Source organism: uncultured Bradyrhizobium sp. (genome assembly GCF_936928535.1).
GTDB lineage: Bacteria > Pseudomonadota > Alphaproteobacteria > Rhizobiales > Xanthobacteraceae > Bradyrhizobium.
On record NZ_CAKZHY010000169.1, the window covers coordinates 19,439 to 44,945 of the forward strand.

The window sequence follows — 25,507 nt, forward strand, 5'->3', positions numbered from 1 at the left end:
ATCGAGCAGCAGGCCGTGACGTCAAGTCTGCTTAGTTGCGCAGCCAGGCTCACTTCACCGCCACCCCAGTGCCGGCGCCACATGCTTCAGGATCGCCTCGATCGCATGGGCGCAGTAATCCACACCGAGCTGGTTCGGGATGGTCAGCAGCAGCGTGTCGGCTTCGGCGATGGCTTCGTCCTGTTTCAGTTGCTCGATCAGCGCATCCGGCTCTGCCGCATAGCTCCGCCCGAAGATCGCCCGGGTGCGCGGGTCGATGAAGCCGATCTGATCCTCGCCGCCGCGCTCACCGCCAAAATAGGCGCGGTCGCGATCGTCCATCAGCGCAAAAATGCTGCGGCTGACCGACACGCGAGGCTCGCGCGTATGCCCGGCCTCCTTCCACGCGGCGCGATAGGCGCGGATCTGCGCGGCCTGCTGCACGTGAAAAGGCTCCCCGGTCTCGTCGTTCTTCAGCGTCGAGCTCTGCAAGTTCATGCCGAGCTTTGCCGCCCACACTGCCGTGGCGTTCGAGCCGGCGCCCCACCAGATGCGCTCGCGCAGGCCCGCGGCATGCGGCTCGAGGCGCAACAGTCCCGGCGGGTTCGGGAACATCGGCTGCGGATTGGGCTCGGCAAATCCTTCGCCGCGCAAGAGGTCGAGGAAGACTTCAGCGTGACGCCGGCCCATATCGGCATCGTCCTGGCCTTCGGCGGGCCGGTAGCCAAAATAGCGCCAGCCGTCGATCACCTGCTCGGGCGAGCCGCGGCTGATGCCGAGCTGGAGCCGCCCGCCGGCGATGAGATCGGCGCTTCCCGCGTCCTCCACCATGTAGAGCGGGTTCTCGTAGCGCATGTCGATCACGGCCGTGCCGATCTCGATCGTACTGGTCCTGGCGCCGACCGCCGCGAGCAGTGGAAACGGCGAAGCCAGTTGCCGCGCGAAATGATGCACGCGATAATAGGCGCCATCCGCCTCTAATTGTTCGGCCGCAACCGCAAGCTCGATCGATTGCAGCAGCGTGTCGCCCGCCGAGCGGGTCTGCGATTGCGGCGAGGGTGTCCAATGTCCGAAGGACAGGAATCCGATTTTCTTCATGGGCGACATTTAATCCTGGCGGCGACGGCGTCAACCATCGGCGCCGGCGGCTTGGGTATGCATCGGGGCCGGCACAAAATGCCCGGCGCGTTCGACCAGCAAATCCAGAAAGCTTCGCGCGCGCAGCGACATCCAGTGCGTCTCGGGGTAGACCGCATGCAGGGGCAGCGCGGCGATGCTGTAATCCGGCAGCACGTGCTCGAGCTCGCCGCTGCGCAGCCCGTCCGCAGCGTTCCAGTCGGGCAGGATGGCGATGCCGAGATGCTGCATCGTCGCCTCCTGCATCGCATCGGCGTCATCGACATGAATGGGTCCGTTGATCGATGCAACGTGGCGGCCATGCTCGGACTCGAAGGCCCACTGGTGCGGCGGCGACATCCTGGAATAGACGATGCACTGATGCGCGCCGAGATCGTCAGGCGTTCGCGGCAGTGGACGGCCGTGCAGATAGGTGGGTGTCGCGACGAGATAGCGCTGCACGGTGCCGAGCCGGCGGGCGACGAGCGTGCTTGCCTCCAGGTGTCCGATCCGCAGCGCCAGCTCGATGCCTTCTTCCACCAGATTGACGAACCGCTCGCTGAAACGGATGTCCACGCGAACCTCCGGATAGAGCCGCACATAGTCGGCGATAACAGGCATCATGTAGCGTCGTCCGAACGAAGACGGCACGCCGATCCGGAGCGTGCCACTGGGGCGGGGCGCTGCCTGTTTGACGCTCGATCGCGCCATGTCGAAGCTGTCGAGGATCTGCCGCGCGAGATCGTAGATGCGGTGCGCCTCGGCCGTCGGCTTCAGTGTGCGCGTCGTGCGCGAAAACAGCTGGGTGCCGAATTCGGTCTCCAGCATGGCGATGCGCTTGCTGATGGCGGGTTGACCGATGCCGAGCTCCTTGGCCGCAGCCGAAAAGCTTCCACCCTCGAGGGTGCGAACGAAAGCGCGCAGGCAATCGATCCGGTCCATAATTCATTCCTAATTGGAATAAATTATATCTCGTCTATTCCCTAGTGTGCAACCCGACGGGCCGGTAGCTTTCCTCAAAACAAGCAATCACAGGGGAGGAGATCAATTGGCACGCCATATCGGAATTGTCGGCGCTGGAATCGCCGGCCTGCATCTCGCGCTTTACCTGCAAAAGCATGGCGTGGACGCCACCATCATCACCGACCGGCCGCCTGAGGAGTACCGCAACATCCGGCTGCTCAACACGGTTGCGCATCACCACGTGACGATCGCGCGCGAGGACTATCTCGGCGTCAACCACTGGACCGATCCTGGGGATCATTACTACTACCACGATCACGTCTTCAATTTTCCGCAGCCCTTGAGCTTTCGCGGTGATTTCACCAAGCCGAGCCGTGCCGTCGACTACCGGATCTATCTTCCCGCGCTGATGCAGGATTTCATGCTTCGGGGTGGCAAGATCGAGTATCGCCGCATCGAGGAGCGCGATGTCCGTCCGCTGGTCGCAAGGTTTGATCTGCTGGTGGTCTCCACAGGCAAGGGCCCGCTCGGCCAGCTCTTCACCTACCGTCCGGAGCACTCACCCTATCAGCAGCCGCAGCGCCGGCTCTGCGTCGGGCTCTACACCGGCGTGCGGCAGCCCGATCCGATGAATGTCACGCTCTCGGTTTCGCCAGGCCATGGCGAGATGATCGTGATTCCGACCATCACCTTCGGCGGCATCGCCAACGCGCTGCTGATGGAGAACGTGCCTGGAGGCGACATGGAGGAATTGGCCACGCTCAGCTACGACGACAATCCGAAGCACTTCCTGAAGGTGTTGCTCGGCAAGCTGGAGAAGCATCACCCGACCACCTACGACCGCATCGACACCGCACGCTTCGATCTCGCGCAGCCGCAGGACCTGCTGCAGGGCGGTGTGGTCCCGACGGTGCGCAACACATTGGTCGAGTTCGACGACGGCAAATGCGCGATCGCGCTGGGCGACGTCCACGCCATCGTCGATCCCATGATGGGGCAGGGCGCCAATGTCGCTTCCTATGCCGCCTTCGTGCTCGGCGAGGAGATCGTCAAAGCCGATGCGCTCGACGCGCGCCTCTGCGAAACCATCGACCTGAAGCGGCAGGATCGCGTGCTGGCGGCATCGCGCTGGACCAACGTGATGCTGCAGCCGCCGACCGAAGCGCTGGGTATGCTGATCGGCGCGATGAGCCAGAACCAGGCGCTTGCCAACGAGTTCACGGAGAATTTCAACTATCCGGACCGGCAGTGGGACCGCATCTCCACGCCACGGCGTATCCAGGCCTGGGTCGAACGCTTGTCGGCTCCATCAGAGCCGGTCAGGGCGATTGCGTGAGGAGCGATGCGAGCAGGGACTGAGATGCCGCGCGCCAATCCTGCCGCATTCCGCGAAGCCGCGTCGCGCTTTGCAACCGGCGTCACGGTGCTGACGGCGCTCGACGAGCACGGACGCGTCTGCGGCATGACCGCGAACAGCTTTGTGACCGTCAGCCTGTCGCCGCCGACGGTGCTGGTCTCGGTCATGCCCGGCCGCATGCACCGGGCGATCTCGGCAACAGGCCGCTATTGCGTCAACGTCCTGCCGGATCACGGCCGCGACCTGTCGCGGCATTTCGCGAGCCAGCCGCACAATGGTGCAACGCCCGACTACGACATCGTCGACGGCCTGCCGCGCCTTGCGGGATGCATGGCCTGGTTCGCCTGCGAGGTCACGCGCCACGTCGACGTCAGCGATCACACGCTGATCATTGCCGAAGTCTCGGCTTGCGACTATCGCGACATCGCGCCCCTGGTGTTCTTCTCCAGCCGATATCATCGCGGGGCGGGGGCGCCGGTGGAGAGGTGAGGGGGTGCTCTCCTCACGCGCAACCATTCCAATCGTCCGTCGCCGGTCGGTGTCGAATGCGAAATTTTCGAAGCGATCGTGCATGCCGGTCCCTCACGGACTTCCCGCCCAGTTCGCCGGCGAACCTTGCGGGGGCCCAAAGAAAAAAGCCGCCGGTAAGGAAAACATAAGCCGCAGGTCAAGCGTCGCAGGCGCTGCCGTGACACCTAAAGCGCAATGAGATCTGGAACGGATCATCGTCGCGCTTTCTGCTGTCGGCGCATGATTTCTCCGAAACCACTTCGCACCTTTTCCAGATCTCTTACGGGAAAAATTGGCGCCGAAAGGGTGGCCGATGGGCGTGATCCATGAGATCGAGCATCTCTCTTCGCAGCGAAAAATCGTGAGGCTCTCTCGTTCGCCAGACAGGTACAACGGCAGTTGGCTTGCTGTCGTCTTGCTCTGCTGCTTTGCGATGGTGCCAACTCGGGAGACCAAGGCTCAATGCACGGCGCAGGATGTCCTGCGCAATCACTTGGCACTCAAGACGGCTCGGCCGTCACTCGGCTCGCGGACCTCAGCCGGGTCGTTCGCCGAGTTTCCGGTGTGGAAAACGATTGCTATCGGGACCTTCAGGGACCTGTTTGCCCTTCGCAACGCTCTGGCTGCCATCGGTTGCAGCGCTGGAAACTTGGCGGACGAGGCCCTCTCGCGGCCAGCCTTTGTCCTGAGCGACAAGAAAAGCGAACTTGAGCTGCTTGTTGTATCGCCGGCCGAATTGGGGCTCCAAGGTGAAACGGCGACGCTGCGGAACATCTTTGCGCAGGCTCAGCGGCTGGGACTTCAGCTCGCACCTGCTGAAGTCGCGCCGCAGCTAAGGCTTCAATATTTGGATCAGCCTATCGGCGAGTTTCTCATCATTGCAATGGAGCCGATCAGGACATGGGCGGATGAGCCAGTCATCTTCACGGTGGCCAATGGCGGGGCGGGCCTCATCCTCATTGGCCAGGACGGCCACGACGACATGGAAATACCGGTGACGTCCCGCCTTGTCTTCGTTCGGCCCAATGCATTCACCTCCACTCAGCCTGCTGCATTCGGCAGATAGCAGGTGCCATCCGACTTGCGGCGCTTCGTTTCTCAGTCCCGGACAAGAGTGAGACACAGCATGCGTCCACCAGCCCTTTGGCAAGACCGTGGAGAGGAGCGAATGCTAGGGAGAACGGCAGTCGCGATGCTCAGCCTGGCCTTCCTGACCACACCGGTGCTCGCCCGCGATGATGGGCGTTTCGCAAATTCGCCGCTGAAGCCATGGTTCGAAAGCTTGCAGAGTGAGTTTGGGCAGTGCTGTACGAACGCCGATGGGCACATCGTCTTTGACGCGGATTGGGAGTCAGATCATGGGCATTTCCGCGTTCGCCTCGAAGGCGAATGGGTCGTGGTTCCTGATGGTGCGGTTTTGAAGCAGCCGAACCGCGCTGGCCCCACCATGATATGGAAGTACTATATCGATGGTCATCCACGCGTCCGCTGCTTCCTGCCGGGCAGCATGACATGAATCCATCAAGGTTCGTCGCCGGGCTTGTGACCGAAGCGGGCAGTGAGCTCCGGCATCATGAAACGACGCAACTGACCCTATCGGAAATCAGTGGGCCCGATTTGGCCATCCATCGTTGGCAGGTATCGCAGCCATTCGCCGGATCGGATGCTTCGCTGGGCAATACCTCGGTGCGAGGCCACGTAGTCGATCTCGCTCCGCGAGGTGCCGATGTCCATCAGCTCCCGGTCGCTTAGACCGGACATCGTGGCGCGCAATCTTTGGCGTTCACGGCGCGCCTGAAAGGCATCCCAGTATTTCCAGATGAAGCTGGCAACACGCCGGGTCGAGCCTGATGTCTGCTGTCCCAGCCACGCCGTGCCGCGCGTCGTGCTCATTGCGGTGCCTCCTTCGGACGGTGCTCTTTCACCGCCACGAGGATGCCGCACGCTGAACGCATACGCTTGACCGGCGGCTTACATTTTGCCCACCGGCAGATTATTGTTTCGATGTCCGGCGAGGGCGGGCCAAGTGCTTGAGGTGCCGCAATGCATGAGTTTGCCTTTAGCCCGCAGCGCTCATCACCCTTCCGGCACGCCAGCGAGGCGGAAGCCTTCACACGCGTGCGCGAGCCCAGCAAGGTAAATCGGGTTGTCGCTTGGTTGAGCCGCGAGGAAGCGACGGATGGTGAAACCCGGGTTGAGCGCAAGTCCCGTTCTTGCGGCAGTTCGTGCCTCATCGAGCGCGCCGATCAGGCCCAACGCAGCAGCGAGCGACAAATGAGCGAGCGGAAAGTTGCGGTTCGCCTCAGTGCTTCGTCGTAGCCAACTGACGGCTTCGACGTCCGAACCAAGCTGTAGCTTGGCCACGCCCACAAAACACGTCCATTGGTAAGCTTCGATGTCGCGAGGGGACAGACGGAACGCCTCGAGTATATGGCCTTCGGTCTCGGCAGAGCGACCCATGCAGAATTTGGCGAGACCAAGGGCCGCATGAACAGGGGCCCCATTCGGATTCAGCGCCAACGCATGCTCGAATTCACGAAGGCCTTGAGCGGCCCGGTTCGTAAAGATCTGGACGTAACCCCGAACCAGGTGAGCCGAAACATGGTTCGGATTGATCGACAATGCCCTGTTCGCCATCGCCTCGGCCGCTGCTAGCCGCGCTGGCCCATCATCCGTTGTAAAGCTGGTTCCTATTGTCGCATCAACATTTGCCAGGCCAATCATTGCTTCGACGTTGCCGGGGTCGAGCTCCAGAGAGCGTTCGAAGAAGCTCCGTGCTTGCCTCACGCATTCAAGGCTGATCCGCTTCATCAACCAGGCCCGGCCTTGGAAGTACAAGTCCATCGCATCGGGATGCAACGTACGTTCGGCTCGTCGCGCTTCAGCCGCGATGAGCTGGCGACCTAATGTATTGGCGAGCCTCGATACGATTTCGTCCTGCATGTCGAACAGGTCGACGACAGGCTTCTCGAAGCGTTCGGCCCAAAGATGCTGGCCGTTCCCGGCATCGATCAACTGCACGTTGATCCGAAGCCGTTTGCCGCTGCGTTGCACCGAGCCTTCAAGCACATAGCGAACGTTCAATTCGCGGCCGACTTGCCGTACATCGACTGCTCCGCCTTTGTATGAGACGGCGCTGTTCCGTGCGATGACAAATGAACCAGCGATGCGCGACAAGTCGGTGGTCAAACTCTCTGTTACACCATCCACGAAATAGTCCTGCTCGCGATCGCCGCTGAGGTTCGCGAAGGGTAGCACGACGATGGAGAGGCGCGGCGGCGTGTCGGCGGTTCGCTCGACTGGGCCCGCCGTCTCATTTGCGGGCCCCCGGGCTTCCTGCACTGCACCCACAAAGCGGAAACCTTTGCGCGGCAAAGTCTTGATGAAGTGCTGTTTCTCACCCGTGTCGCCGATTGCGCTCCGGGCGGCATTCACGCGAGTCGTCAGCGCAGCGTCCGAGACGATACGGCCTTTCCAAACGGCATCGATGAGATCGTCCTTGCTGACGACGCGCTCTCTGTTTCGGATCAGGTATTCAAGTAGATCGAACACTTGGGGTGCGACAACAACCATTCCCGTTGCGCACTGCAGCTCGCGCCTGTCGGTATCCAAGGCGTAATCCTCAAAAAGAAAACGCAAGCTGGATTCCCTCTCGGTGACCACCCTCTCTGGAACTCTGAGAATAGGCTGCCAATGAGGAAAATGTAAGCGAGCTGTTGATCCAGCAACTCGCATGAAGGGTGGAGCGCCAGCGAAACCCCACCATTGATCCGCCTATGACGAAGCATGAATGGTTTCGCCAAGGCTCGACCCATCCTGCGCAATGAAGCGCCAGGTCGCCTGGCATTCAGGTGGAAGCGGCTATCCGTGCGGTCACCTTCTGGACGATCGCTGGATCTCGCAGCACGGTCGGAGGCGCCATCAGATGATTGACCTCGGTCAGCAAACGGTGCACGCCCGCATCCTCGACGGCGAGGCGCATCAGCGCGCCGGTGAATTGCATGCGCTGCGCGAAGTCCGCAGGGCGCGCGCCGCGGGTCTTCTCGTACATGAAATCGCTCTCCGCCAACGACCATGGTGCGGCCAGGACATTCTGGATGGCTTTGAAGAATGCGCCGGCCAGACCCTCGAGTGGAGCGGCCGCGCCGACCCGCTCGTCGAGCAGCCGCCGGAGGACACTGACCTCCTGCGCGGCCACTGTCATCCCCTGTCCGAACGCCGGATTGAACCGGCAAATGACGTCGCCGATCGGAAGCAGCCCTTCGGGGAAGGCGGTCAGTGCTTCGAAGCGTCGACGCCGGCTGCTGGGAAAGGCAAAGCGGTTGATGGTCCCGAGCGGGGTCGCATCCCTAAGCGCGTCGTAGATCGTCGAGGTCCGGAACGTCCTGGAAAAGGCGATAAACCCGGGCAGGTCGTCCGGCGGACCGTCGTTGTGCATTCCGTTCAGGGTCACCTGCCAGCTGTCGTTCTCGCACGGGAAAACGAAACCGCCGCGACCGCTTGCTGCGGCCGGCCGATGAATGACGCCGCGCCATTTGCGCGACGCGTTCTCTGAAAGCCGGAACAGGCCCGTTCCGTAGACGATGTCGACGCCGATGTCCGTTTCATCGGGGCGGGCAATACCGCAGGCATCGAGCGTCTCCAGCGTCATGTTGCCGCGCGAGGACGCATCGACAATGAGGTCCGCGGTGATCTCTCTGGCAGCGCCAGTCTGCTCATAGGTCAACCCGGTGACGCGTTGGCCGCCGGAGAGTTGAAGTTTTGTGACCCGGCACTGCGGTTGCAGATCGATGTTGGCTTCTCTCGTCGTCAGTGACCGCACGACGAATTCGAGTAGAGGCCTCGTCATGCACAAGGTATCGAATCCAAAATCCCGCTGTGGCCATGGATCGATCCCTGGCGTCTCGATCATGATGTCGACCGCGGTCCTGGCCCGAACCGCGCCTGCAAGCTCGAGCTCGCGTTCCAATTCGGGATAGACGTTGAGCAGCTCCAGCAGCCCCGCCTTCAGCAGAACATGGGCCTGCCGGCAATGCGGCGTGCCTACGCGTGGTTCGGCGCGATCGGCAAACGCATCGCGTTCCAGCACTGTGACATCAGTGAAATAGGATGACAGCAGTTTTGCCGTCGCGAGGCCGCCGATGCCTGCTCCAATGACAACGGCGTGCGTGCCCAACAGTCTGGACATTGCAATCTCCATCTAAAAATAGGCGGTGCGCCCGCGCCTTCGTGCGCAGCCGGATAATGATCGATAATATGCTCTCAGGTTGATGCACCTTCCGGACGATGTCAATCGGAGCGGGTGATCGGGAGACGAGCTCACCGCAAGGACGCCCTATCAGGCGCATCCGTTCGGAACGCGCTTGCTGGCTATTCCTGGGGAGGTCGAGCCGATAAGGTGCCGTCTTCAAGGCTTCGCGCGCCCCGGCCGTCATTTCCAAAGAAGGGATGTGTTCGATGACGATTGTTCTTGTTCACGGAAACCCCGAGACCGCGGCCATCTGGGACGATCTGGTGCCACATCTTCGCAGCGGCGAGGTCGTTCGCTTGTCGCCTCCCGGGTTCGGCTCCCCGATTCCCGCGGGGTTCGCATGTACCACCGGCGCTTATCGGGACTGGCTGGCCGGTGAATTGACCAGGCTTCCGCAACCCATCGATTTGATCGGCCATGATTGGGGCGGCGGCCACGTCGTGCGAATTGCCATGGAGCGTCCGGACCTGATCCGGTCGTGGAGCAGCGACATTCTGGGATGCTTCGATCCCGATTACGTCTGGCATGACCTTGCGCAGGTCTGGCAGACGGAGCAGCTGGGTGAACAGGCGCTTGCGGAGATGGCGAGCGTGCCTGCCGCGGCGCGCATCGATCGTTTCGTCAGCCTCGGCATGACGCCGGCGATTGCGGCTCGCGTGGTCGCGGGTACCAATGAGGGACTGGGCCGGGCCATCCTGACCCTGTACCGATCGGCGGCGCAGCCCGTCATGCGCGATTTTGGACGTGGATTGCACGATGCCGCAGCGAAGCCGGGCCTGGCCGTCATCGCAACGGAGGATGGATATTGCGGCGGAGAGAAACTGGCCCGCCGTTCCGCCGAACGCGCCGGCGCAAGGGTCGCGATCCTGAACGCAGGTCATTGGTGGATGTGCCAGCAGCCGAAGCAGGCGGCAGACGCGATCGACGCGTTCGTGGCGAGTTTGAATTGAGGACCGTTCCGTCGGGACAGTTGCACTTGATCGGACCAAGCGACATCACATAGACTACCCTCAGCGGGATCAGGCAGACTCCCGCTGAGACTTCGGTCCAAGCTCTGCGCAGCACGCAACACGTGGAGCTTGCGCATGGATACTGAAAGACAATCCTCCTCCCGCCCTGCCGTCGCCATCCTCTCGCGAGGAGACGCGGTCGCCCGTCGAGACGCCACCTCGAAGAAAGGTCGCTTCGTCGACGTCTTCGAGGCGCTCGCCGCGCTCGGCATCGAAGCTCACCCAGCGATTTACGACGAGAGCTTCGCGGAAGCCGTCCGCGAACAACTGCTCGATGTGGATGGCGTGCTCGTCTGGGTCAACCCGATTCAAGACGGTCGAAACCGTGCCGGTCTCGACGCCCTGCTCCGCGACGTCGCCGCGCAAGGCGTATGGGTGAGCGCGCATCCCGATGTCATCCTCAAGATGGGCACGAAGGATGTCCTCTATCATACCCGCTCGATGAGCTGGGGCTCAGACACGGCGCTGTATCGGACCGCCGAGGCGATGCGTACCGAGCTGCCGACGCGGCTTGCTGCCGGTCCGCGTGTCATCAAGCGCAGCCGGGGCAATGGCGGTCAGGGCGTCTGGAAGGTCGAGAAGCAGCAAGCGTCGCCCATGGTGAAAGTGCTGGATGCGACCAAGGAAGCGCCGGAGGAATTGTCGCTCGACGATTTCATCCAGCGGTGCGCGGCGTATTTCGAGAACGGCAGCGTGATCGATCAGGCATTCCAGCCTCGCCTGAGCGAGGGCGTGGTGCGCTGCTACATGGCCGGCGATCGCTGCGCCGGTTTCGGTCATCACAAAGTGAAAGCGCTGGTCGAGTCGCCGGCCGCGCGTTCCGCGGCGGGACCGCGGCTCTACACTTCGAACGCAGATCCCCGCTTCCAGCGGCTGCGTCTGATGATGGAGGATGAGTGGACGCCACAGCTGGTCTCGCTGCTGGACATCGCGCGAGATGACTTGCCCGCGATCTGGGACGCCGACTTCATGCTCGGCCCTGTTCGGGCCGACGGCAGCGACAGCTACGTGCTCGGCGAGATCAATGTCAGTTCGGTGCATCCCTATCCGCAAGAGGCGGCGGGCGAGATCGCCAGGTGTGTCGCAGATCGACTGCAGCGCGAGCCTTGACGCATGTTGACGGTGAGCGGTCTCAAGCGATTGCACATCCGGGTATCATTCGACTTGCAGGACGGCGAATGCGTCGTCCTGCAAGGGCCTTCCGGCGTGGGAAAGACCTTGCTGCTCCGCTCCATCGCGGATCTTGATCCCAACGAAGGAGCGGTCAAGCTGGACGGAAGGCTCAGGGAAACGATGCCCGCTCCCGCCTGGCGAAAGCAAGTGACCTACCTTGCCGCCGAGCCCGGCTGGTGGTCCGATACGGTGCAGAAGCACTTCACGACCTGGGATGATGCCCTGCCGCTGGTCAAGTGCTTGCGGCTGCCGGACAGCTGCGGCTCCTGGCCGATCCAAAGACTTTCGACGGGCGAGAGACAGCGACTGGCGCTGGTGCGGGCGCTCGTGCTGCAATCGCGCGTGCTCCTGCTGGACGAGCCGACCTCTGCGCTCGACGCGGCATCGGTTGCGGCCGTGGAATCCGTGATCGCCGAGCGGGTGGCGGAGGGAGCGAGCGTGATCTGGAGCACGCACGACGATGCCCAAGCCCGCAGGGTCGGGTCGAGGATTTTGCGGATGAACACCGGCGGCGGGATCGAGGAATGCCGGTCGTGACGTACATCCCCCTGGCCTACGGCGACCTTGTCCTGCCCGCGCTCCTCGTCGTCATGGACGCCGCGCTCTCGCTTGTTCTCCAGCTCAAGCTCGAAAAGCAACTGGTCGTCGCCACTATCAGGATGGTGGTCCAACTCGTGCTGGTCGGATACGTTCTGACCTTCCTGTTCGCCGCTGTCTCGCCGCTCTGGACCGCGCTGGCGGCATTCGTCATGGTCCTGTTCGCTTCGCGCGAAATCGTCGCGCGGCAGAAACGGCGTCTTCCCGGCGTTTGGAGCTACGGCCTGGGCGCCGGATGCACGCTGCTCGCGGCCGGTACCGTCACGATGTTCGCCCTTCTGACGCAGCTGCGCCCCGAGCCCTGGTATCACCCCCGCTACGCGCTGCCGCTGCTGGGCATGATCCTGGGCAACACCATGACGGGGATCAGTCTGGGATTGGACGTCCTGATCACCGGCCTTGTGCGCGAACGAGCCGCCATCGAAGCTTGCCTCGCACTGGGCGGCACCCGGTATCAAGCCGTGCTGCCGGTCGTACGGGACGCGCTGCGAAGCGGCTTCACGCCGATCATGAACAGCATGGCGGCCATCGGCCTCGTCTCCTTGCCGGGAATGATGACCGGCCAGATTCTCGCAGGCGTCGAGCCGGTCGACGCGGCAAAATATCAGCTATTGATCATGTTCCTGATCGCAGGCGGAACGGGGTTGGGAACGCTGGCCGCCGTCCTCGGTGGCGCACATCTGCTGACCGACCAGCGACACCGGCTGCGCCTCGATCGCATTTCGACCGGAGAGCCGGCTTAGGCTCTGCGCCTGCAGGATCCTGCGATGATGTCACCATACGCCTGTTTTGCCCGACGCAACAAGTGATATTGCTGTTTTTCAGAAATTTTGCGTTGAACGAGGCATTCCGATCGCGCTGCTCTGCAAGCCCTTGATTTCGCTAACCCCGCTACTGTGCATGGGGTTGTTTTCGACTTTTGTGCTTGGGGGTGCAAAATGGTGCGGTTGAACCGGACCTCGTCCGGCGCTTGCTTTTGATCGATCCATTTTCAGGAGGCACGTCATGCAAGTCTATAATGTGGTGAAGTTCAGGGTGAAGCAGGGTGAGGAGACCGCCTTTCTCGATGCGCATCGTGGCGGCAAGGCGAAATGGCCGGGCCTCGAGCATGGCGTCATCATCAAGACCGGCGAGCAAAGTTTCTGCCTGATCGGCACATGGGCCAGTCAGGACGCGATGATCGCGGCGCGACCTGCGATGATCAAGACGCTCGACAGTTTCAGGTCAATGCTCGAGGACCAGGGCCCGGGGCGCGGCGTCACGGATGCCGTGTCGGGGGCGGTGGTGCTCGATCTCTAGCGGCCGCGAGGCGGCCGCTACTTCATCACCCGCAGGCCCTTGGTCGTGAACTTCTGCGTCTTGCCGCCTGATCGAACGGGGCGCCTGGTGCCGGCGGCCTTGCCGGTGCCGGGCGGCTGATGCGCGGGGACGAGCTGGTGCGGCTGCGAGCCGATCAAATCGCGGCGGCCCATCTCGATCAGGGCCTCGCGCAGCACCGGCCAATTGTCAGGGTCGTGGTAGCGCAGGAAGGCCTTGTGCAGGCGGCGCTGACGCAGGCCCTTGATCGCCTCGACCTTGTCGCTGCCGCCGTGGCGCACGCCGCGCAGCGGATTGACGCCGGTGTGGTACATCGCGGTGGCGGTCGCCATCGGCGAGGGCAGGAAGGTCTGCACTTGATCAGCGCGATAGCGGTTCTTCTTCAGCCACAGCGCGAGGTTCATCATGTCCTCGTCGGTCGTGCCCGGATGCGCCGCGATGAAATAGGGAATGAGATAATATTTCTTGCCGGCCTGCTCTGCCGCCGCATCGAACATCCGCTTGAACTTGTCGTAGGCGCCGATGCCCGGCTTCATCATCTTGTCGAGCGGGCCGCGCTCGGTATGTTCAGGGGCGATCTTCAGATAGCCGCCGACGTGATGGGTGACGAGCTCCTTGATGTATTCGGGGCTCTCGACCGCGAGGTCGTAGCGCACGCCCGAGGCGACCATCACCTTCTTGATGCCTTTGGTCTCGCGCACCTTGCGATAGAGGCGGATGAGATCGTCATGCGAGGTGTTGAGGTTCGGGCAGATCTCGGGGAAGACGCAGGACGGCCGTCGGCACGCGGCCTCGACCTTCGGGTCCTTGCACGCCATCCGGTACATGTTGGCGGTGGGGCCACCGATGTCGGAGATCACGCCGGTGAAGCCCGGCGTCTTGTCGCGGATCAGTTCGATCTCGCGCAGGATCGAGCCTTCCGAGCGGTTCTGGATGATGCGGCCCTCATGCTCGGTGATCGAGCAGAAGGTGCAGCCGCCGAAGCAGCCGCGCATGATCGTCACCGAGAACTTGATCATGTCCCAGGCGGGGATCTTGGCCTCGCCATAGGAGGGATGCGGCGCGCGGGCGTAAGGCAGATCGTAGACCGCGTCCATCTCCTCTGATGTCAGCGGGATCGGTGGCGGGTTGAGCCAGAGATCGCGATCGCCGTGACGCTGCACCAGCGGCCGCGCATTGCCGGGATTGCTCTCCCGATGCAGCACGCGCGAGGCGCGGGCGTAGGCTTCCTTGTCCTGCTCGACCTGCTCCAGCGCCGGCAGACGGATGACTGTCGCGCCCTTCTGGCGCGTCGCCCCTTCGTCGGCGGAATCGAGATCGTCGGCGTGCAGCTCGGAGTAATCTTCGGGCACGCGGCGGAACAGCGCGACGCCCCTGATGTCGTCGAGCTCACGCGGCGCTTGCCCGCCGGCGAGCCGATGCGCCACTTCGACCACGGCGCGCTCGGCATTGCCGTAGAGCAGCAGATCGGCCTTGGCGTCGGCCAGCACCGAGCGGCGCACCTTGTCCGACCAGTAATCGTAATGCGCGATCCGGCGCAGCGAGGCCTCGATGCCGCCGAGCACGATCGGCACGTCTTTGAACGCCTCGCGGCAGCGCTGGGCGTAGACGATGGTGCAGCGGTCCGGCCGCTTGCCGCCTTCGCCGCCGGCCGTGTAGGCGTCGTCGCTGCGGATCCGGCGATCCGCGGTGTAGCGGTTCACCATGGAGTCCATGTTGCCGCCGGTCACGCCGAAGAACACTTTTGGCTTGCCGAGCGCCTTGAACGGCTCGGCCGAATGCCAGTCGGGCTGCGCGATGATGCCGACGCGAAAACCCTGTGCCTCCAGTAGGCGGCCGATGATGGCCATGCCAAAGCTCGGATGGTCGACATAGGCGTCGCCTGTCACCAGCACGATGTCGCAGGCATCCCAGCCGAGCGCGTCCATCTCGGCGCGGCTCATCGGGAGGAACGGCGCCGGCTTGCGCGGGCGCGCCTGGGCCATCAGGGGCTTTTCGGCGGCAATGATCTGGATGTCCATGGGGCCAAGGGATAAGACTCCGCGCCCGCGAATACAACCGACGGACGCGTGAATGATGCCGATTCCGTAGTCGCTCGGGCGCATTAACCCTTTGCGAGCGCCAGCCGGACTCCGGCCGGCTCGCCGCCGCAGGGTGGTTCATTCGCAGGAACCATCCGGCTCCGCGCACATTCTCCTCAAGGGATCGTGGCGAGCCCGGCTTGCGCGCGCCCGTGCCCGGGATCTGCCTCGATATTCGCCTCGGGCGATGGGGGAACTGTGAGTAGTACAGTCATAGAGAATTTGCTGTCGCGGAAGCAGAAGCTTGTCGAACAGCTCGAGAAGGCGCAGTCGGTCGAGGACCGAGACAAAATTGAGCATCAGCTCGAACAGATCAACACGGCGCTGGATTTTCTGGACAGGCCGGGACCGAGGGGCGGGCAATAGAGCCGCTCAATTGGCCGACGTCTCCACCTTCAACGCCTTGGCGTAGACAACGCCCGAATTCGTGATGTGCGTGGTCATCGCCGCTTCGAAGGCGGCAAACTCGCCGCGCGCGAACAAATCGAGCAGCTTGCGATGCTCGTCGAACGACGAGCGGGTGCGCACGTCGATCGGCGATGTCAGATTGGTGCGCAGCGCGGCGACGCGGCCCGAGACGAGCTGGTAGGATTCGGCGAGATAGCGATTGCCGCAATGCGCGAACAGGCCTTCGTGAAAGGCGGCGTCGGCGCGGCCATAGGCAATGTTGTCGCGCGCAGCGACCGCCGGCTCCATCGCCGCGATGGCCTCGCTCATCGTCGCGATCGCACCATCGCGGTCATGACGGAAGGCGAGCTCGGCCGCCTTGGGTTCGAGCGCGATGCGGAAGGTGCAGAGCGCATTGATGTCCTCGGCGCTCGGCGTGAACACGAAGCTGCCGACCTGTGGCCGGATCACCACCAGCCCTTGCGCCTGCAACTGGCCCATGGCCTCGCGCACCGGCGTGCGGCTGACGCCGAACGAATTGGCCACCATCTCCTCGGAGATGGCAGCGCCGAGCGCGAACTCGCCGTCGATGATCGCCTGCCGCAGCCGCAGCATCACCCGCTGCGACAGCGATTTCGGCGCATCGAGCTTGAGTGAGCGCATCGGCGTTCTCAGATGACCTTGCCGGGATTGAGCAGATGATCGGGATCGAGCGCGGCCTTCAATGTCCGCATCAAGGCGATCTCCGCCTCGCTGCGGGCATGTCCCAGCCACTTCTTCTTCAGTGTGCCGATGCCGTGCTCGGCCGAGACGCTGCCGCCCATGTCGCGCACGAGGCCGTAGATGATCGTGTCCATCTCCTCCTTGGGCTGCTGCTCGACGGGAAGGCCCGTGACCCAGGAAACCAGGTGCAGATTGCCATCGCCGATATGCCCGTAATAGACGCTCTCGCCGCCGTTGATGCCGTCGGCCAGCGCGGCCTTGCAGCGCGTGGCGAACTCGTCCATCCGCGCCACCGCAAGGCCGATGTCGTAGGAGATGTGCGGCCCCAGCACCTGGCCGAACTCGGCGCAGATGTCGCGCACGCGCCAGAACGCCTGCGTCTGCGCGAGCGATTGCGCCACGGCGGCATCGACCAGCAGACCTCGCTCCATCAATTCTTCGAGCCAGGCCTGGAAGCGCGGCGCATCGACGTTCTCGTCGGTGCCCTGCGCCTCGACCAGCACATAGAGACCCTGGCCGGCGGCGACCGGCGGCTTGACGCCGGCGCGGGTCGTGATCACCTCCCAATAGTCTGGCCACATCACTTCGAACGCCGAGAGCAGCGGACCGAGCCCGCTGCGGGCGGCATCGAGCAGCGCGATCACGGCGGCATAGTCCTTGAGCGCGCAAAGTGCGGCCATGGTCGAGCGCGGCTTTGGAAACAGCTTCAGCACCACGCGGGTGATGATGCCGAGCGTGCCTTCCGAGCCGATGAAGAGATGCTTCAGATCGTAGCCGGCATTGTTCTTCATCAGCTTGTTGAGGCTGGTGATGATGGTGCCGTCGGGCAGCACCACTTCGAGGCCGAGCACCAGTTCGCGCGTCATGCCGTAGCGGATCACGCGGTTGCCGCCGGCATTGGTGGAGAGGTTGCCGCCGATGGCGCAGGAGCCGCGCGAGCCGAGGTCGAGCGGAAAGAAAAAGCCGGCCTCGTCTGCAGCCTTCTGGATCGTCTCCAGCGGCGTGCCTGATTTCACCGTCATCGTCATCGAGGCGGGATCGATCTCCTCGATGCCGGTCATGCGCTCCAGCGAGATCGCGACCCAGCCCGTTTCGGGCGCGGCCCCGCGGCAGAGTCCCGTCAAGCCGCCTTGCGGCACGAAGGGTAGGCGCGCCTGCCGGCAGGTCCCGATCGCATCCGCCACGCCCTGCGCGTCGAGCGGGCGGATCACCGCGAGCGGCGTTTGCGGCAGGCTCGCGCTCCAGTCGTTGCAGTTGCGTGCAGGCACATCGCTGCCGGTCAGCACGGCCGCAGCGCCGAGCTTGTCGCGCAGCGCTGCGAGCAATGAACCGGGATGTCCGGCGGGCGTCGCCATGTCCATGTGAGACCTCTTGCAGATCTGGCCGGGGCGCCCGTGGCGGACCATCCGACAGGGAATTGCATCCGCCTTGTATGTAAGGTACAAGATGAAAAGTAAAGTAAAATCAAGCTGCCGGTGCCCCCCGAAGATCGTTAGGGATCAGGGGCTTATCCGGGAGCCGCAACATCGGGTGGTGCTATGACGGAGGCAATTCGCGGGTTCTGGGTGGCATCGGCGACGCCGCTGGCGGCAGACGGCGGCGTGGATTCCGCCAAGCTTGCCGCCCATGCCAAGCAGCTGTTCAGCAAGGGTGTGGACGGCGTCGTGCTGTTCGGCACCACAGGCGAGGGCACCTCCTTCAACGTCGCCGAACGGATCGCGACCATCGAAGCCGTGATCAAGGCGGGCGTGCCGGCGGAACGCATCGGCATCGGCGGCGGCTTCCCCGCCATCAGCGACAGCATCGCGCTGACGCGCGCCGCGCTCGGCCTCGGCCTGCGGCACGTTCTGATCCTGCCGCCCTATTTCGATCGCAGCGTCACGCCTGAAGGCATCGAGGATGCCTTCGCCGCGATCATCGACGGCGTCGCCGATGATCGGCTGCGTGCCTATCTCTATCACATCCCGCAGATCTCAGGCGTCGCGATTCCGACCAGCGTCGCCGCGAACCTGCGCAGGCGCTACGGCAAAACGGTTGCGGGCCTGAAGGACTCCAGCGGCGACTTCAAGCAGTTCCAGGCGTTTCGTGCAGCGGCGCCCGAGCTCGCCATCACCGTCGGCAACGAAACCGACATCGCGCGCGCCATCGCTGCCGGCGGTGCTGGCACCATTTGCGGCATGGCAAACATCGCACCGGAGCTGGTCAAGGCGATGATCGACGGTAAGGACGTCGAGCCGCGTATGCAGGCCGCTGTCGATATCGTGGTGAAGTCGCCTTCTTTCCTGACGACGCTGAAGGCCATCCTCGCCGCGCAGACCGGCGATGCCGGCTGGTTGCGCGTGCGTCCGCCGCTGCGCGCATTGTCCGACGGCGCGGCGCTGAAGGCGAAGCTGGACGAGCTGACCAGTCCTGCGATCGCCTAAGCGCGCGCTTCGTCGCTGTGGTCGTCCGCGGGCCGCGCCGACATGGCGCGGGCCACGACCAGCGCCGCCGCAAAGCCGGCCGCCGCTCCCACGCCGAGCGCCCAGCGCGGGCCGAGATGATCCGCCACCCATCCGACGATCGGAGCACCGATCGGCGTACCGCCCAGCGCAACGCCGAGCCGCAGCGCCATCACCCGCCCCCTCATATGCGGCTCGGTGGAAAGCTGCATCATGGCGTTCGAGGTATTGGTGACCGTCAGTGCCGCGACTCCGATCAGGACCAGCGTGCCCGCGAACAGCCAGGAGCTCGGCGCAAGCGCAGCCAGCGTGCATCCGGCGCCAAACGTTGCGGCTCCCATCAGCAACGAGATGAACCGCGGCTGGGCCCGCCCTGCGGCCAATAGCGCGCCGGAGATCGTGCCGACAGCCATCGTCGACGACAGCAGCCCGAAGCCGCGTGCGTCGGTGTGGAAGACGCTGACCGCCATGGTCGAGATGAAGATCGGGAAGTTCAGCCCGAACGTGCCGATCAGGAACAGCATGATCATGATCGCCCTGAGATCCCTGCGCGACCAAACGTAGCGAAACCCTTCCGTCATGCCGCCCGGAGCCCGGTGCGCCCGCGCGTTTGGACGAAGCTCCGACGTGCGCAGCAAGGCAAGCGAGCAGAGCACCGCCATGAAGGACGCGGCGTTGAGCAGGAAAGCCCAGCCGGTGCCGATCGAGGCGATGACGATCCCCGCGATCGCGGGCCCGACCATCCGCGCGGCATTGAAAGACGTCGAGTTCAGCGCGATCGCGTTGGAGAGCTCGCCATCCCCGACGAGCTCGGCCACGAATGTCTGGCGTACCGGGGCGTCGAAGGCGGCGGCGCAGCCGAACAGGAAAGCGAAGACATAGACGTGCCAGAGCTGCACGAGGCCGCTGACCGTGAGAAGGCCGAGCATTAGCGCCAGCAGTCCCATCGTTGCCTGGGTCGCGACCAGCAACCGCCGCTGGTTGAAATGATCGGCGGCAAATCCCGTCCACGGCATCAGCAGGAGCTGCGGTCCGAACTGGAGCGCCATCACGATGCCGACGGCCTGCGCATTGTGTCGTGTCAGTTCGGTGAGAACAAGCCAGTCCTGCGCGGCCCGCTGCATCCACGTCCCGGTGTTGGACACCAGCGCGCCCGCAGCCCAGACGCGGTAATTGTAGTTCCGCAGTGAGCGAAATGTGCCGGCCCTCGGCACGCTCACGCCCCCGTGGGCGCGTTGCCGCCGTGGAATCGGCCGAACCGTGCGAACGGGATCTGGAACGGTTGATCGCGCAGGCCGCTAAAACGATGTGGAATTGTGTTGGTCAAAAATACGCCGCCCCAAAAATAGGAAACGAGATGAAGCCAGTTCATTCCTGCACACTCCGTGTGGCCAAATTGTAATGATCGCCTGCGTCAATCGTCAACGAGCCGCTTGAGCAGCGCGGCAGCAGCGGCCAACTTGTTCTGATCAGCTCCTCTTAGAACGCTTCGACACTAGAGCTATTCAAGCCCGCCTCCGGTTCTCTTCATTCGCGGTCACTGCTAGATGCCCCGACGTCAATGCCGTGACTTGGAAGTCAGACTCGGAAGTGAATTGAAAGTGCGTGTCCTAGTGGATGACCATCGCGCCAAAGGTCATCGAATTCGCCGCGGCGAGAGCCGCACCTGCCTGCTCATCGGTGCGGCCGTGCTGCTCGCCGAATATCCGTCCAGCGCCACCGTCGCGGAAGCACAAACGGCGCTGCCGCCGGTGAATGTGGACGCACCAGCGCAGCGGCCGAAGCCGTCGCGCGCGTCGCAGCAATCTCAACGACGCGCGCAGGCACTTGCGCGCCGCAGCGCAACGGTTGTTCCACCTGCGCCTCCGACATTGTCGGAACGCGCCGCAGCCGACGCCGCCGCGCAACAGGCGGCAAGGCTCGGCTATCGCGCGATGCCGAGCGCGAGCACGTTGCGCTCGGGCGCGTCCCCGCTCGATACCTCGCAATCCGTCAACGTCGTGCCTGCGCAGGTCCTGAGGGACCAGCTGCCGCGCAACATCGACGATGCATTGGTCAACATCAGCGGCATCACCCAGACCAATACGCTCGCCGGTACCCAGGACGCCGTGATCCGCCGCGGCTTTGGCGACAACAGGGACGGCTCGATCATGCGCAACGGGATGCCGTTGGTGCAGGGGCGCAGCCTGACTGCCGCGGTGGACAGTGTCGAGGTCCTGAAAGGGCCGGCTTCGCTGCTCTACGGCATCATGGACCCTGGCGGCATCGTCAACACCATCAGCAAGCGTCCGGAGCTTTACCAGCACGGCTCAGTCACGCTGCTGGGTTCGAGCTACGCGAACAATCGCAGCGGCGCCGACGGCACGCTCGACGTCACCGGCCCGATTGGGGACGGCGGCCTCGCCTATCGCTTCATCGGCTATGGTGTCAGCGAGGACTATTGGCGCAATTTCGGCCGTCATCGGGAGATGCTGGTGAACCCGTCGCTCGCCTGGTACGGCGAGACCACGACGGTTCAGCTCTCCTATGAACACCGCGAATTCATCACGCCGTTCGACCGCGGCACGGCGTTCGTCAACGACGCCCCGCTGGCGATTCCGGCGACGCGCCGGCTCGACGAACCCTTCAACAACATGTGGGGGACCTCCGACCTGGTGCAGGGCTCGGTCGAGCAGAAGCTCGACGATAGCTGGAAGGTCACGGCGGCCTACAGCTACAACACCGAGACCTACAGCGCCAACCAGCTCCGCATTACTGGCGTCAACGCCAAGACCGGCGTCGAGACCCGCAGCAATGACGGCACCCAGAACTCGCTCAGCAACGCCAGCTATGGCACTTCCTACATGCAAGGCGACGTCTGGGTCGGCGGCTTCCGCAACGAGATCCTGTTCGGCGGCGAGGCACTGTATCGCACCATCGATCGCCATGACCTGATCCGTCAGGCGACGCCGAGTTTCAATTTCTACAGCCCCGTCTACGGACTGGTCACGCCGGGCACGACCGTCTCGGCCGTTGACAGCGAGCAGACCGACAAGCTCGGCACAAGCGGCTTGTTTGCCCAGGACACCTTCCATCTCACCAACTGGCTGTCGGTGGTCGGCGGCGTGCGCTGGATGCAATATAAGCAGCTCGCCGGCAAGGGCCGGCCTGTCTTCATCACCAACACCAACCTTTCGGGCGACAAGGTGCTGCCGCTCGGCGGGGTCATCGTCAAGCTGAGCGACGAGCTCTCCTACTACGTCAGCTATACGCAGTCGCTGAAGCCCACCTCGACCATTGCAGCCTTCACCAGCGGCTTCGTCGTGGACTCAACGGTCGCGCCCGAAGAGGGAACGCAGTGGGAGACCGGCCTGAAGTTCGACGTCAGCAAGCGGCTGTCGGGCACTTTTGCCGTCTACGATATCCAGAAGAAGAACGTGCTGGTGCTGGATGATCTCGGCAACGGCAAGTCGACAGGACGCGCGTCCGGCGCGGCGAGGTCGCGCGGTGTCGAACTCGACGTCACCGGCCGGCTGACCGATGAATGGAGCATGATCGGCAGCTACGGCTATACCGACGCGAGCCTGATCAACGATCCCGTCGTCGGCAATGCAAAGCTGCTGAACGCTGCGATGAACACGGCATCGCTCTATCTTGTCTACGATTTCGGAGACCGGCTGCCCGGACGTCTGCGGCTCGGCGGCGGGGCGCATTATGTCGGCGATCGGCCCGGCGACTCCGCCAACACGTTCTTCCTGCCGGCCTATACGGTTGCCGACATTTTTGCGACCTACGATACGAAGGTCAACAAGCTGCCGGTGACCTATCAGTTCAACGTCAAGAACCTGTTCGACAAGGTCTACTATACCTCCACCACCGGAAACGCCCTGAATGTCGCGATGGGTGATGGTCGCCGCATCTCGCTGTCGGCAACGGTGAAGTTCTAGTCATGGCGATGCGACGTCGGGTCGGGCACAAGATCAGGGCCGCACTGTTGCAGGTCCATTCGATTGCCGGCCTCGTGCTCGTGCTGCTGCTTTCCTTGATCGCGCTGACCGGCGCGATCATGAGCTTCGAGGACGAGATCGTCGAGCACCTGAACGCAGACATCATGCAGGTCGCGCCGCAGGCGAGGTCGGCGCTGTCGCCGGACGAACTGGTCGCACGCCTGAAGACCGTGCCGGATGCCGGCAAGGTCGCGGGCATCACGCTGTCGAGCGATCCATCGGCCGCCGTGCACATCCGCTTTGCGCGCGACGAGCAGGGTGAGCGGCCGTCATCGCTCTATGTCGATCCCTATGATGGTCACGCGCTCGGCGTGCCGCACGGCGAGGAGTTCTTTGCCACGGTGCGTCGGCTGCATCGCTGGTTGCTGATTCCTGGCGATGCAAGAGGGTGGGGACGCCAGATCACGGGTATTGGCGCGCTCGGCCTCATCGTGATGCTGATCTCGGGCCTCGTGCTGCGTTGGCCACCTCGCACGAGCAGCGTGAAGGTGTGGCTGAAGCCGAATCTCCGCCTCAGCGGTCGCGGCCTGCATCGCTCGCTGCATGCTGTCATCGGCACCTGGGTGCTGCCGGTCTATCTCGTGATGGCGATCACCGGGCTCTGGTACTCGTTCGACTGGTACAAGGACGGCGCCGTCTGGTTGCTGGCACGGCCCCATGCGACGGCGGCCAAGATGCAGCCGAAGCAGCCGCGTGCGACCGGCCGTCCTGATCCGCCTCAGGATCTCGCGCTCGATCGTGCATGGTCGACCCTCCTGCGTGAGGAGAGCGGCGGCTTTGCCAGGGCTCAACTCACGCTCCCAGCGGGGTCTGGCACGGTGATGCGGATCCGGTCGTGGCCAAAGGACTCTACGCTGGAAAGCGAGCGCGACGAATTCCGCATCGACGCCGCGACAGGCGAGGTGATGTCCGCGGAGCGCTATGCCGACAAGAATTTGGGCGAGAAGGCCATTGCGAGCGTTCTCGACATCCATCGCGGCGCGATCCTGGGCTGGCCGGGCAAGCTTGCATTCATGATCGCTGCAGCCCTGATGCCGCTGTTCGCGGTTACGGGCGTGCTCCTGTACCTGTCGCGCCGGAGGCTGCGAGGCCTAGTGCAGCCACCGCTCGGTCGGCTTGTTTCGGGCGAGGGATCGCAAAGCGCTCGGCCGACGGTCCTTCGGGTGCCCGGTAATCCATCATAGCGGCTAACAGCCAAGCGAATCTGCGAGGCGGCAAGAAACGCTTGTCGGCGGCTTCGCGAAATGGCATCGATTCAGCTAATGCACGCTGAAGTGGTGAGGCTTGATGGCGCCGTCCGAACGAGACGAACTGAATAAGTCAGCACTGCCGGCAATACTGGTCAGGCGCAGCGATCTACCCGTGCCGCTTGCTCATCCAGCGCGAAGTTTTTTTGGCGGACTTCCAAAGCTTCCTCCGCAGCTCGAATGGCCGGTGGCGGAAGTTAGGGCCAACGAGACGCCGGAGGCGGTGGCTCTGACCTTCGTCGCCCAGATCGACTTGGCTGAAGTGCCAGGTTCAGGCTGGTCGCCGCTTCCGAAGCAAGGAACGCTCTATTTTTTCTGCAGTTCCGTGTTTGTTGGTGAAGGGCATCCACCTTGTCGCGTTCTCTATAGTCCGACCCATGGCACCGCGTATCCAGACCGTGCGCCCCCGCCAAATCTCATGCCGCTGGCAGGTAATGACGGAGACGCCCAGGTCAAATGGCTCGATCCGGCGCTCGATTTCCATTCCAAGGTCGAGTTCAAGTACCCACTTTCGTTCCTCCCGTTCCGCGACTTCTACTTCCTCAAGGATGCCGTTGGGGGCGAACTCATGATCGAAGAATTGTGCAGGGTGCTAGGCCCTGGTGAGCCGCAGCAACATGACTTGCTTGAGTTCCGAACGCTGGCTGAGTACGAGAAGGACGAGGACTGGCCTTTCAACTGGCTCCTGATCAATTATGTGGTTCGATCCGTGTTGTCGCATGTCGTGCGTGATCTGACGCCCGGATCCTATTACAAGCCACTTCCCGACGAGGCTGCCGCAGAACTGAAGCGACTACGCGTCGGAGCGATCGGATGGCTTGAACGCTGCCGGGCACTGACGCCTTTGGACGACGTCGATGCGGACACAAAGACGGCTTTTAGGTCCTGGTGGCTCGATGTCGTGCGCACCTATAAGACGATGGACGGGCAGGTTCGCACATACGTGAGCACGATATCGGCGGACCTGGGCAACGCGATCAATCATACGATCCGTTGTATGGTGACCCAGGATAACGATGCTTTTGACGATGCCCCTCGAAGCTATGTTGCGAATCTTGCGCAGCAGAATCATTGGAAGACGCCAACAGCGGAAGACGGGAAGTATCGCCATTTCCGCACGGCACTTCATCAGATGCTGGGATATGGGAGTGGGCCGCAGGATGCGACCGAAGAGCATTTGGAGGACATGCTGTTACTTCAAATGCAAGGTGAGCTGGCCTTTTTGGATTGGCACTCCAACATCGGATGCATGCTCCATTTCTGGATTGACCGGGACGCTCTTGCGCAACTCGACTTTTCTCGGGTGGTCGCAACACTTCAATGTGACTAGGTCGTGGCTTTTCGCTTCCACACGCGGGCACGACTAGCC

Annotated in this window: 23 protein-coding genes; 13 read left to right on the top strand and 10 right to left on the bottom strand. The window is 63.3% G+C overall.

Going from position 1 to position 25,507, the window contains the following annotated elements:
* Positions 1–54 precede the first annotated feature (54 nt).
* Together Q0687_RS32400 and Q0687_RS32405 are read right to left on the bottom strand one after the other, a co-directional pair.
* Positions 55–1,077 carry an LLM class flavin-dependent oxidoreductase gene (locus Q0687_RS32400; RefSeq protein WP_298885899.1) on the bottom strand — a complete coding sequence of 341 codons (1,023 nt, stop codon included), beginning with the start codon at positions 1,075–1,077 and terminating at the stop codon, positions 55–57.
* Positions 1,078–1,107: 30 nt separating this feature from the next.
* The gene (locus Q0687_RS32405) at positions 1,108–2,037 is read right to left on the bottom strand and encodes a LysR family transcriptional regulator (protein ID WP_298885900.1); all 930 of its coding nucleotides are present in this window, start codon (positions 2,035–2,037) and stop codon (positions 1,108–1,110) included.
* A gap of 106 nt (positions 2,038–2,143) precedes the next feature.
* Between Q0687_RS32405 and styA the strand changes: the two genes are divergently transcribed.
* From styA to Q0687_RS32425, 4 genes are all read left to right on the top strand, one after another.
* Positions 2,144–3,394 carry a styrene monooxygenase subunit StyA gene (gene styA, locus Q0687_RS32410; RefSeq protein ID WP_298885902.1) on the top strand — a complete coding sequence of 417 codons (1,251 nt, stop codon included), beginning with the start codon at positions 2,144–2,146 and terminating at the stop codon, positions 3,392–3,394.
* Positions 3,395–3,400: 6 nt separating this feature from the next.
* A complete protein-coding gene (gene styB, locus Q0687_RS32415; RefSeq protein ID WP_298885904.1) occupies positions 3,401–3,904 on the top strand; it encodes a styrene monooxygenase NADH-dependent flavin reductase subunit StyB in 504 nt (167 codons plus the stop codon).
* Positions 3,905–4,238: 334 nt separating this feature from the next.
* The gene (locus tag Q0687_RS32420; RefSeq protein WP_298885906.1) at positions 4,239–4,991 is read left to right on the top strand and encodes a hypothetical protein; all 753 of its coding nucleotides are present in this window, start codon (positions 4,239–4,241) and stop codon (positions 4,989–4,991) included.
* Between the two features lie 126 nt (positions 4,992–5,117).
* Positions 5,118–5,441: a hypothetical protein gene (locus Q0687_RS32425; RefSeq protein WP_298885908.1), complete on the top strand. Its 324-nt coding sequence runs from the start codon at positions 5,118–5,120 to the stop codon at positions 5,439–5,441.
* Positions 5,442–5,518: 77 nt separating this feature from the next.
* On the opposite strand, the gene Q0687_RS32430 is transcribed toward Q0687_RS32425, so the two are convergent.
* The 3 genes from Q0687_RS32430 to Q0687_RS32440 form a co-directional block, all read right to left on the bottom strand.
* Positions 5,519–5,818 carry a DUF1127 domain-containing protein gene (locus tag Q0687_RS32430; protein ID WP_298885910.1) on the bottom strand — a complete coding sequence of 100 codons (300 nt, stop codon included), beginning with the start codon at positions 5,816–5,818 and terminating at the stop codon, positions 5,519–5,521.
* Between the two features lie 183 nt (positions 5,819–6,001).
* A complete protein-coding gene (locus Q0687_RS32435; protein WP_298885912.1) occupies positions 6,002–7,564 on the bottom strand; it encodes a winged helix-turn-helix domain-containing protein in 1,563 nt (520 codons plus the stop codon).
* Between the two features lie 208 nt (positions 7,565–7,772).
* Positions 7,773–9,125, bottom strand: a complete 1,353-nt coding sequence (locus Q0687_RS32440) for an FAD-dependent monooxygenase (RefSeq protein WP_363324034.1) — start codon at positions 9,123–9,125, stop codon at positions 7,773–7,775.
* A 257-nt stretch (positions 9,126–9,382) separates the two neighbouring features.
* On the opposite strand from Q0687_RS32440, the gene Q0687_RS32445 reads away from it, so the two are divergent.
* From Q0687_RS32445 to Q0687_RS32465, 5 genes are all read left to right on the top strand, one after another.
* The gene (locus Q0687_RS32445; protein WP_298885916.1) at positions 9,383–10,126 is read left to right on the top strand and encodes an alpha/beta hydrolase; all 744 of its coding nucleotides are present in this window, start codon (positions 9,383–9,385) and stop codon (positions 10,124–10,126) included.
* 135 nt (positions 10,127–10,261) lie between these two features.
* Positions 10,262–11,296 carry a Cj0069 family protein gene (locus Q0687_RS32450; RefSeq protein WP_298885917.1) on the top strand — a complete coding sequence of 345 codons (1,035 nt, stop codon included), beginning with the start codon at positions 10,262–10,264 and terminating at the stop codon, positions 11,294–11,296.
* Positions 11,297–11,299: 3 nt separating this feature from the next.
* Entirely contained in the window at positions 11,300–11,896 is a 597-nt protein-coding gene (locus tag Q0687_RS32455) for an ATP-binding cassette domain-containing protein (protein ID WP_298885919.1), read from the top strand.
* Positions 11,893–12,699: an iron export ABC transporter permease subunit FetB gene (fetB, locus tag Q0687_RS32460; RefSeq protein ID WP_298886166.1), complete on the top strand. Its 807-nt coding sequence runs from the start codon at positions 11,893–11,895 to the stop codon at positions 12,697–12,699. The genes Q0687_RS32455 and fetB overlap by 4 nt, the downstream gene beginning before the upstream one ends.
* A gap of 262 nt (positions 12,700–12,961) precedes the next feature.
* Entirely contained in the window at positions 12,962–13,255 is a 294-nt protein-coding gene (locus tag Q0687_RS32465) for a DUF718 domain-containing protein (protein WP_298885921.1), read from the top strand.
* A 17-nt stretch (positions 13,256–13,272) separates the two neighbouring features.
* Here the strand turns inward: Q0687_RS32465 and Q0687_RS32470 are convergent, their stop codons facing one another.
* The 3 genes from Q0687_RS32470 to Q0687_RS32480 form a co-directional block, all read right to left on the bottom strand.
* Positions 13,273–15,294, bottom strand: coding sequence for a YgiQ family radical SAM protein (locus Q0687_RS32470; protein ID WP_298885923.1), 2,022 nt, complete (start codon positions 15,292–15,294; stop codon positions 13,273–13,275).
* 432 nt (positions 15,295–15,726) lie between these two features.
* Entirely contained in the window at positions 15,727–16,404 is a 678-nt protein-coding gene (locus tag Q0687_RS32475; RefSeq protein ID WP_298885925.1) for a GntR family transcriptional regulator, read from the bottom strand.
* An 8-nt stretch (positions 16,405–16,412) separates the two neighbouring features.
* Positions 16,413–17,825, bottom strand: a complete 1,413-nt coding sequence (locus tag Q0687_RS32480; protein ID WP_298885927.1) for an FAD-binding oxidoreductase — start codon at positions 17,823–17,825, stop codon at positions 16,413–16,415.
* A gap of 177 nt (positions 17,826–18,002) precedes the next feature.
* On the opposite strand from Q0687_RS32480, the gene Q0687_RS32485 reads away from it, so the two are divergent.
* Positions 18,003–18,887 carry a dihydrodipicolinate synthase family protein gene (locus tag Q0687_RS32485; protein WP_298885929.1) on the top strand — a complete coding sequence of 295 codons (885 nt, stop codon included), beginning with the start codon at positions 18,003–18,005 and terminating at the stop codon, positions 18,885–18,887.
* Here Q0687_RS32485 and Q0687_RS32490 read toward each other — a convergent pair.
* Positions 18,884–20,119: an MFS transporter gene (locus Q0687_RS32490; protein WP_298885931.1), complete on the bottom strand. Its 1,236-nt coding sequence runs from the start codon at positions 20,117–20,119 to the stop codon at positions 18,884–18,886. The genes Q0687_RS32485 and Q0687_RS32490 overlap by 4 nt on opposite strands.
* 2 nt (positions 20,120–20,121) lie before the next feature.
* Positions 20,122–20,277, bottom strand: a complete 156-nt coding sequence (locus Q0687_RS32495; RefSeq protein ID WP_298885933.1) for a hypothetical protein — start codon at positions 20,275–20,277, stop codon at positions 20,122–20,124.
* Between the two features lie 223 nt (positions 20,278–20,500).
* Between Q0687_RS32495 and Q0687_RS32500 the strand changes: the two genes are divergently transcribed.
* From Q0687_RS32500 to Q0687_RS32510, 3 genes are all read left to right on the top strand, one after another.
* Positions 20,501–22,831 (top strand): TonB-dependent siderophore receptor, encoded by a 2,331-nt coding sequence (locus Q0687_RS32500; RefSeq protein WP_298885935.1) that lies wholly within the window; start codon positions 20,501–20,503, stop codon positions 22,829–22,831.
* Positions 22,832–22,839: 8 nt separating this feature from the next.
* The gene (locus Q0687_RS32505; protein WP_298886168.1) at positions 22,840–24,075 is read left to right on the top strand and encodes a PepSY-associated TM helix domain-containing protein; all 1,236 of its coding nucleotides are present in this window, start codon (positions 22,840–22,842) and stop codon (positions 24,073–24,075) included.
* Positions 24,076–24,178: 103 nt separating this feature from the next.
* Positions 24,179–25,468, top strand: a complete 1,290-nt coding sequence (locus Q0687_RS32510; RefSeq protein WP_298885937.1) for a DUF1963 domain-containing protein — start codon at positions 24,179–24,181, stop codon at positions 25,466–25,468.
* The last annotated feature ends 39 nt before the right edge of the window (positions 25,469–25,507 follow it).

Excerpts from the sequence above, each read along its gene's own strand:
- Q0687_RS32505 (WP_298886168.1), top strand. The coding sequence starts at position 22,840 with ATGCGACGTCGGGTCGGGCACAAGATCAGGGCCGCACTGTTGCAGGTC.
- Q0687_RS32455 (WP_298885919.1), top strand. The coding sequence starts at position 11,300 with ATGTTGACGGTGAGCGGTCTCAAGCGATTGCACATCCGGGTATCATTC.
- Q0687_RS32485 (WP_298885929.1), top strand. The coding sequence starts at position 18,003 with ATGACGGAGGCAATTCGCGGGTTCTGGGTGGCATCGGCGACGCCGCTG.
- Q0687_RS32465 (WP_298885921.1), top strand. The coding sequence starts at position 12,962 with ATGCAAGTCTATAATGTGGTGAAGTTCAGGGTGAAGCAGGGTGAGGAG.
- Q0687_RS32445 (WP_298885916.1), top strand. The coding sequence starts at position 9,383 with ATGACGATTGTTCTTGTTCACGGAAACCCCGAGACCGCGGCCATCTGG.
- Q0687_RS32470 (WP_298885923.1), bottom strand. The coding sequence starts at position 15,294 with ATGGACATCCAGATCATTGCCGCCGAAAAGCCCCTGATGGCCCAGGCG.
- Q0687_RS32400 (WP_298885899.1), bottom strand. The coding sequence starts at position 1,077 with ATGAAGAAAATCGGATTCCTGTCCTTCGGACATTGGACACCCTCGCCG.
- Q0687_RS32495 (WP_298885933.1), bottom strand. The coding sequence starts at position 20,277 with ATGAACTGGCTTCATCTCGTTTCCTATTTTTGGGGCGGCGTATTTTTG.
- Q0687_RS32405 (WP_298885900.1), bottom strand. The coding sequence starts at position 2,037 with ATGGACCGGATCGATTGCCTGCGCGCTTTCGTTCGCACCCTCGAGGGT.
- Q0687_RS32475 (WP_298885925.1), bottom strand. The coding sequence starts at position 16,404 with ATGCGCTCACTCAAGCTCGATGCGCCGAAATCGCTGTCGCAGCGGGTG.
- Q0687_RS32450 (WP_298885917.1), top strand. The coding sequence starts at position 10,262 with ATGGATACTGAAAGACAATCCTCCTCCCGCCCTGCCGTCGCCATCCTC.
- Q0687_RS32440 (WP_363324034.1), bottom strand. The coding sequence starts at position 9,125 with ATGGAGATTGCAATGTCCAGACTGTTGGGCACGCACGCCGTTGTCATT.
- Q0687_RS32510 (WP_298885937.1), top strand. The coding sequence starts at position 24,179 with ATGGCGCCGTCCGAACGAGACGAACTGAATAAGTCAGCACTGCCGGCA.
- Q0687_RS32425 (WP_298885908.1), top strand. The coding sequence starts at position 5,118 with ATGCTCAGCCTGGCCTTCCTGACCACACCGGTGCTCGCCCGCGATGAT.
- Q0687_RS32430 (WP_298885910.1), bottom strand. The coding sequence starts at position 5,818 with ATGAGCACGACGCGCGGCACGGCGTGGCTGGGACAGCAGACATCAGGC.
- Q0687_RS32420 (WP_298885906.1), top strand. The coding sequence starts at position 4,239 with ATGGGCGTGATCCATGAGATCGAGCATCTCTCTTCGCAGCGAAAAATC.
- styB (WP_298885904.1), top strand. The coding sequence starts at position 3,401 with ATGCGAGCAGGGACTGAGATGCCGCGCGCCAATCCTGCCGCATTCCGC.
- Q0687_RS32480 (WP_298885927.1), bottom strand. The coding sequence starts at position 17,825 with ATGGACATGGCGACGCCCGCCGGACATCCCGGTTCATTGCTCGCAGCG.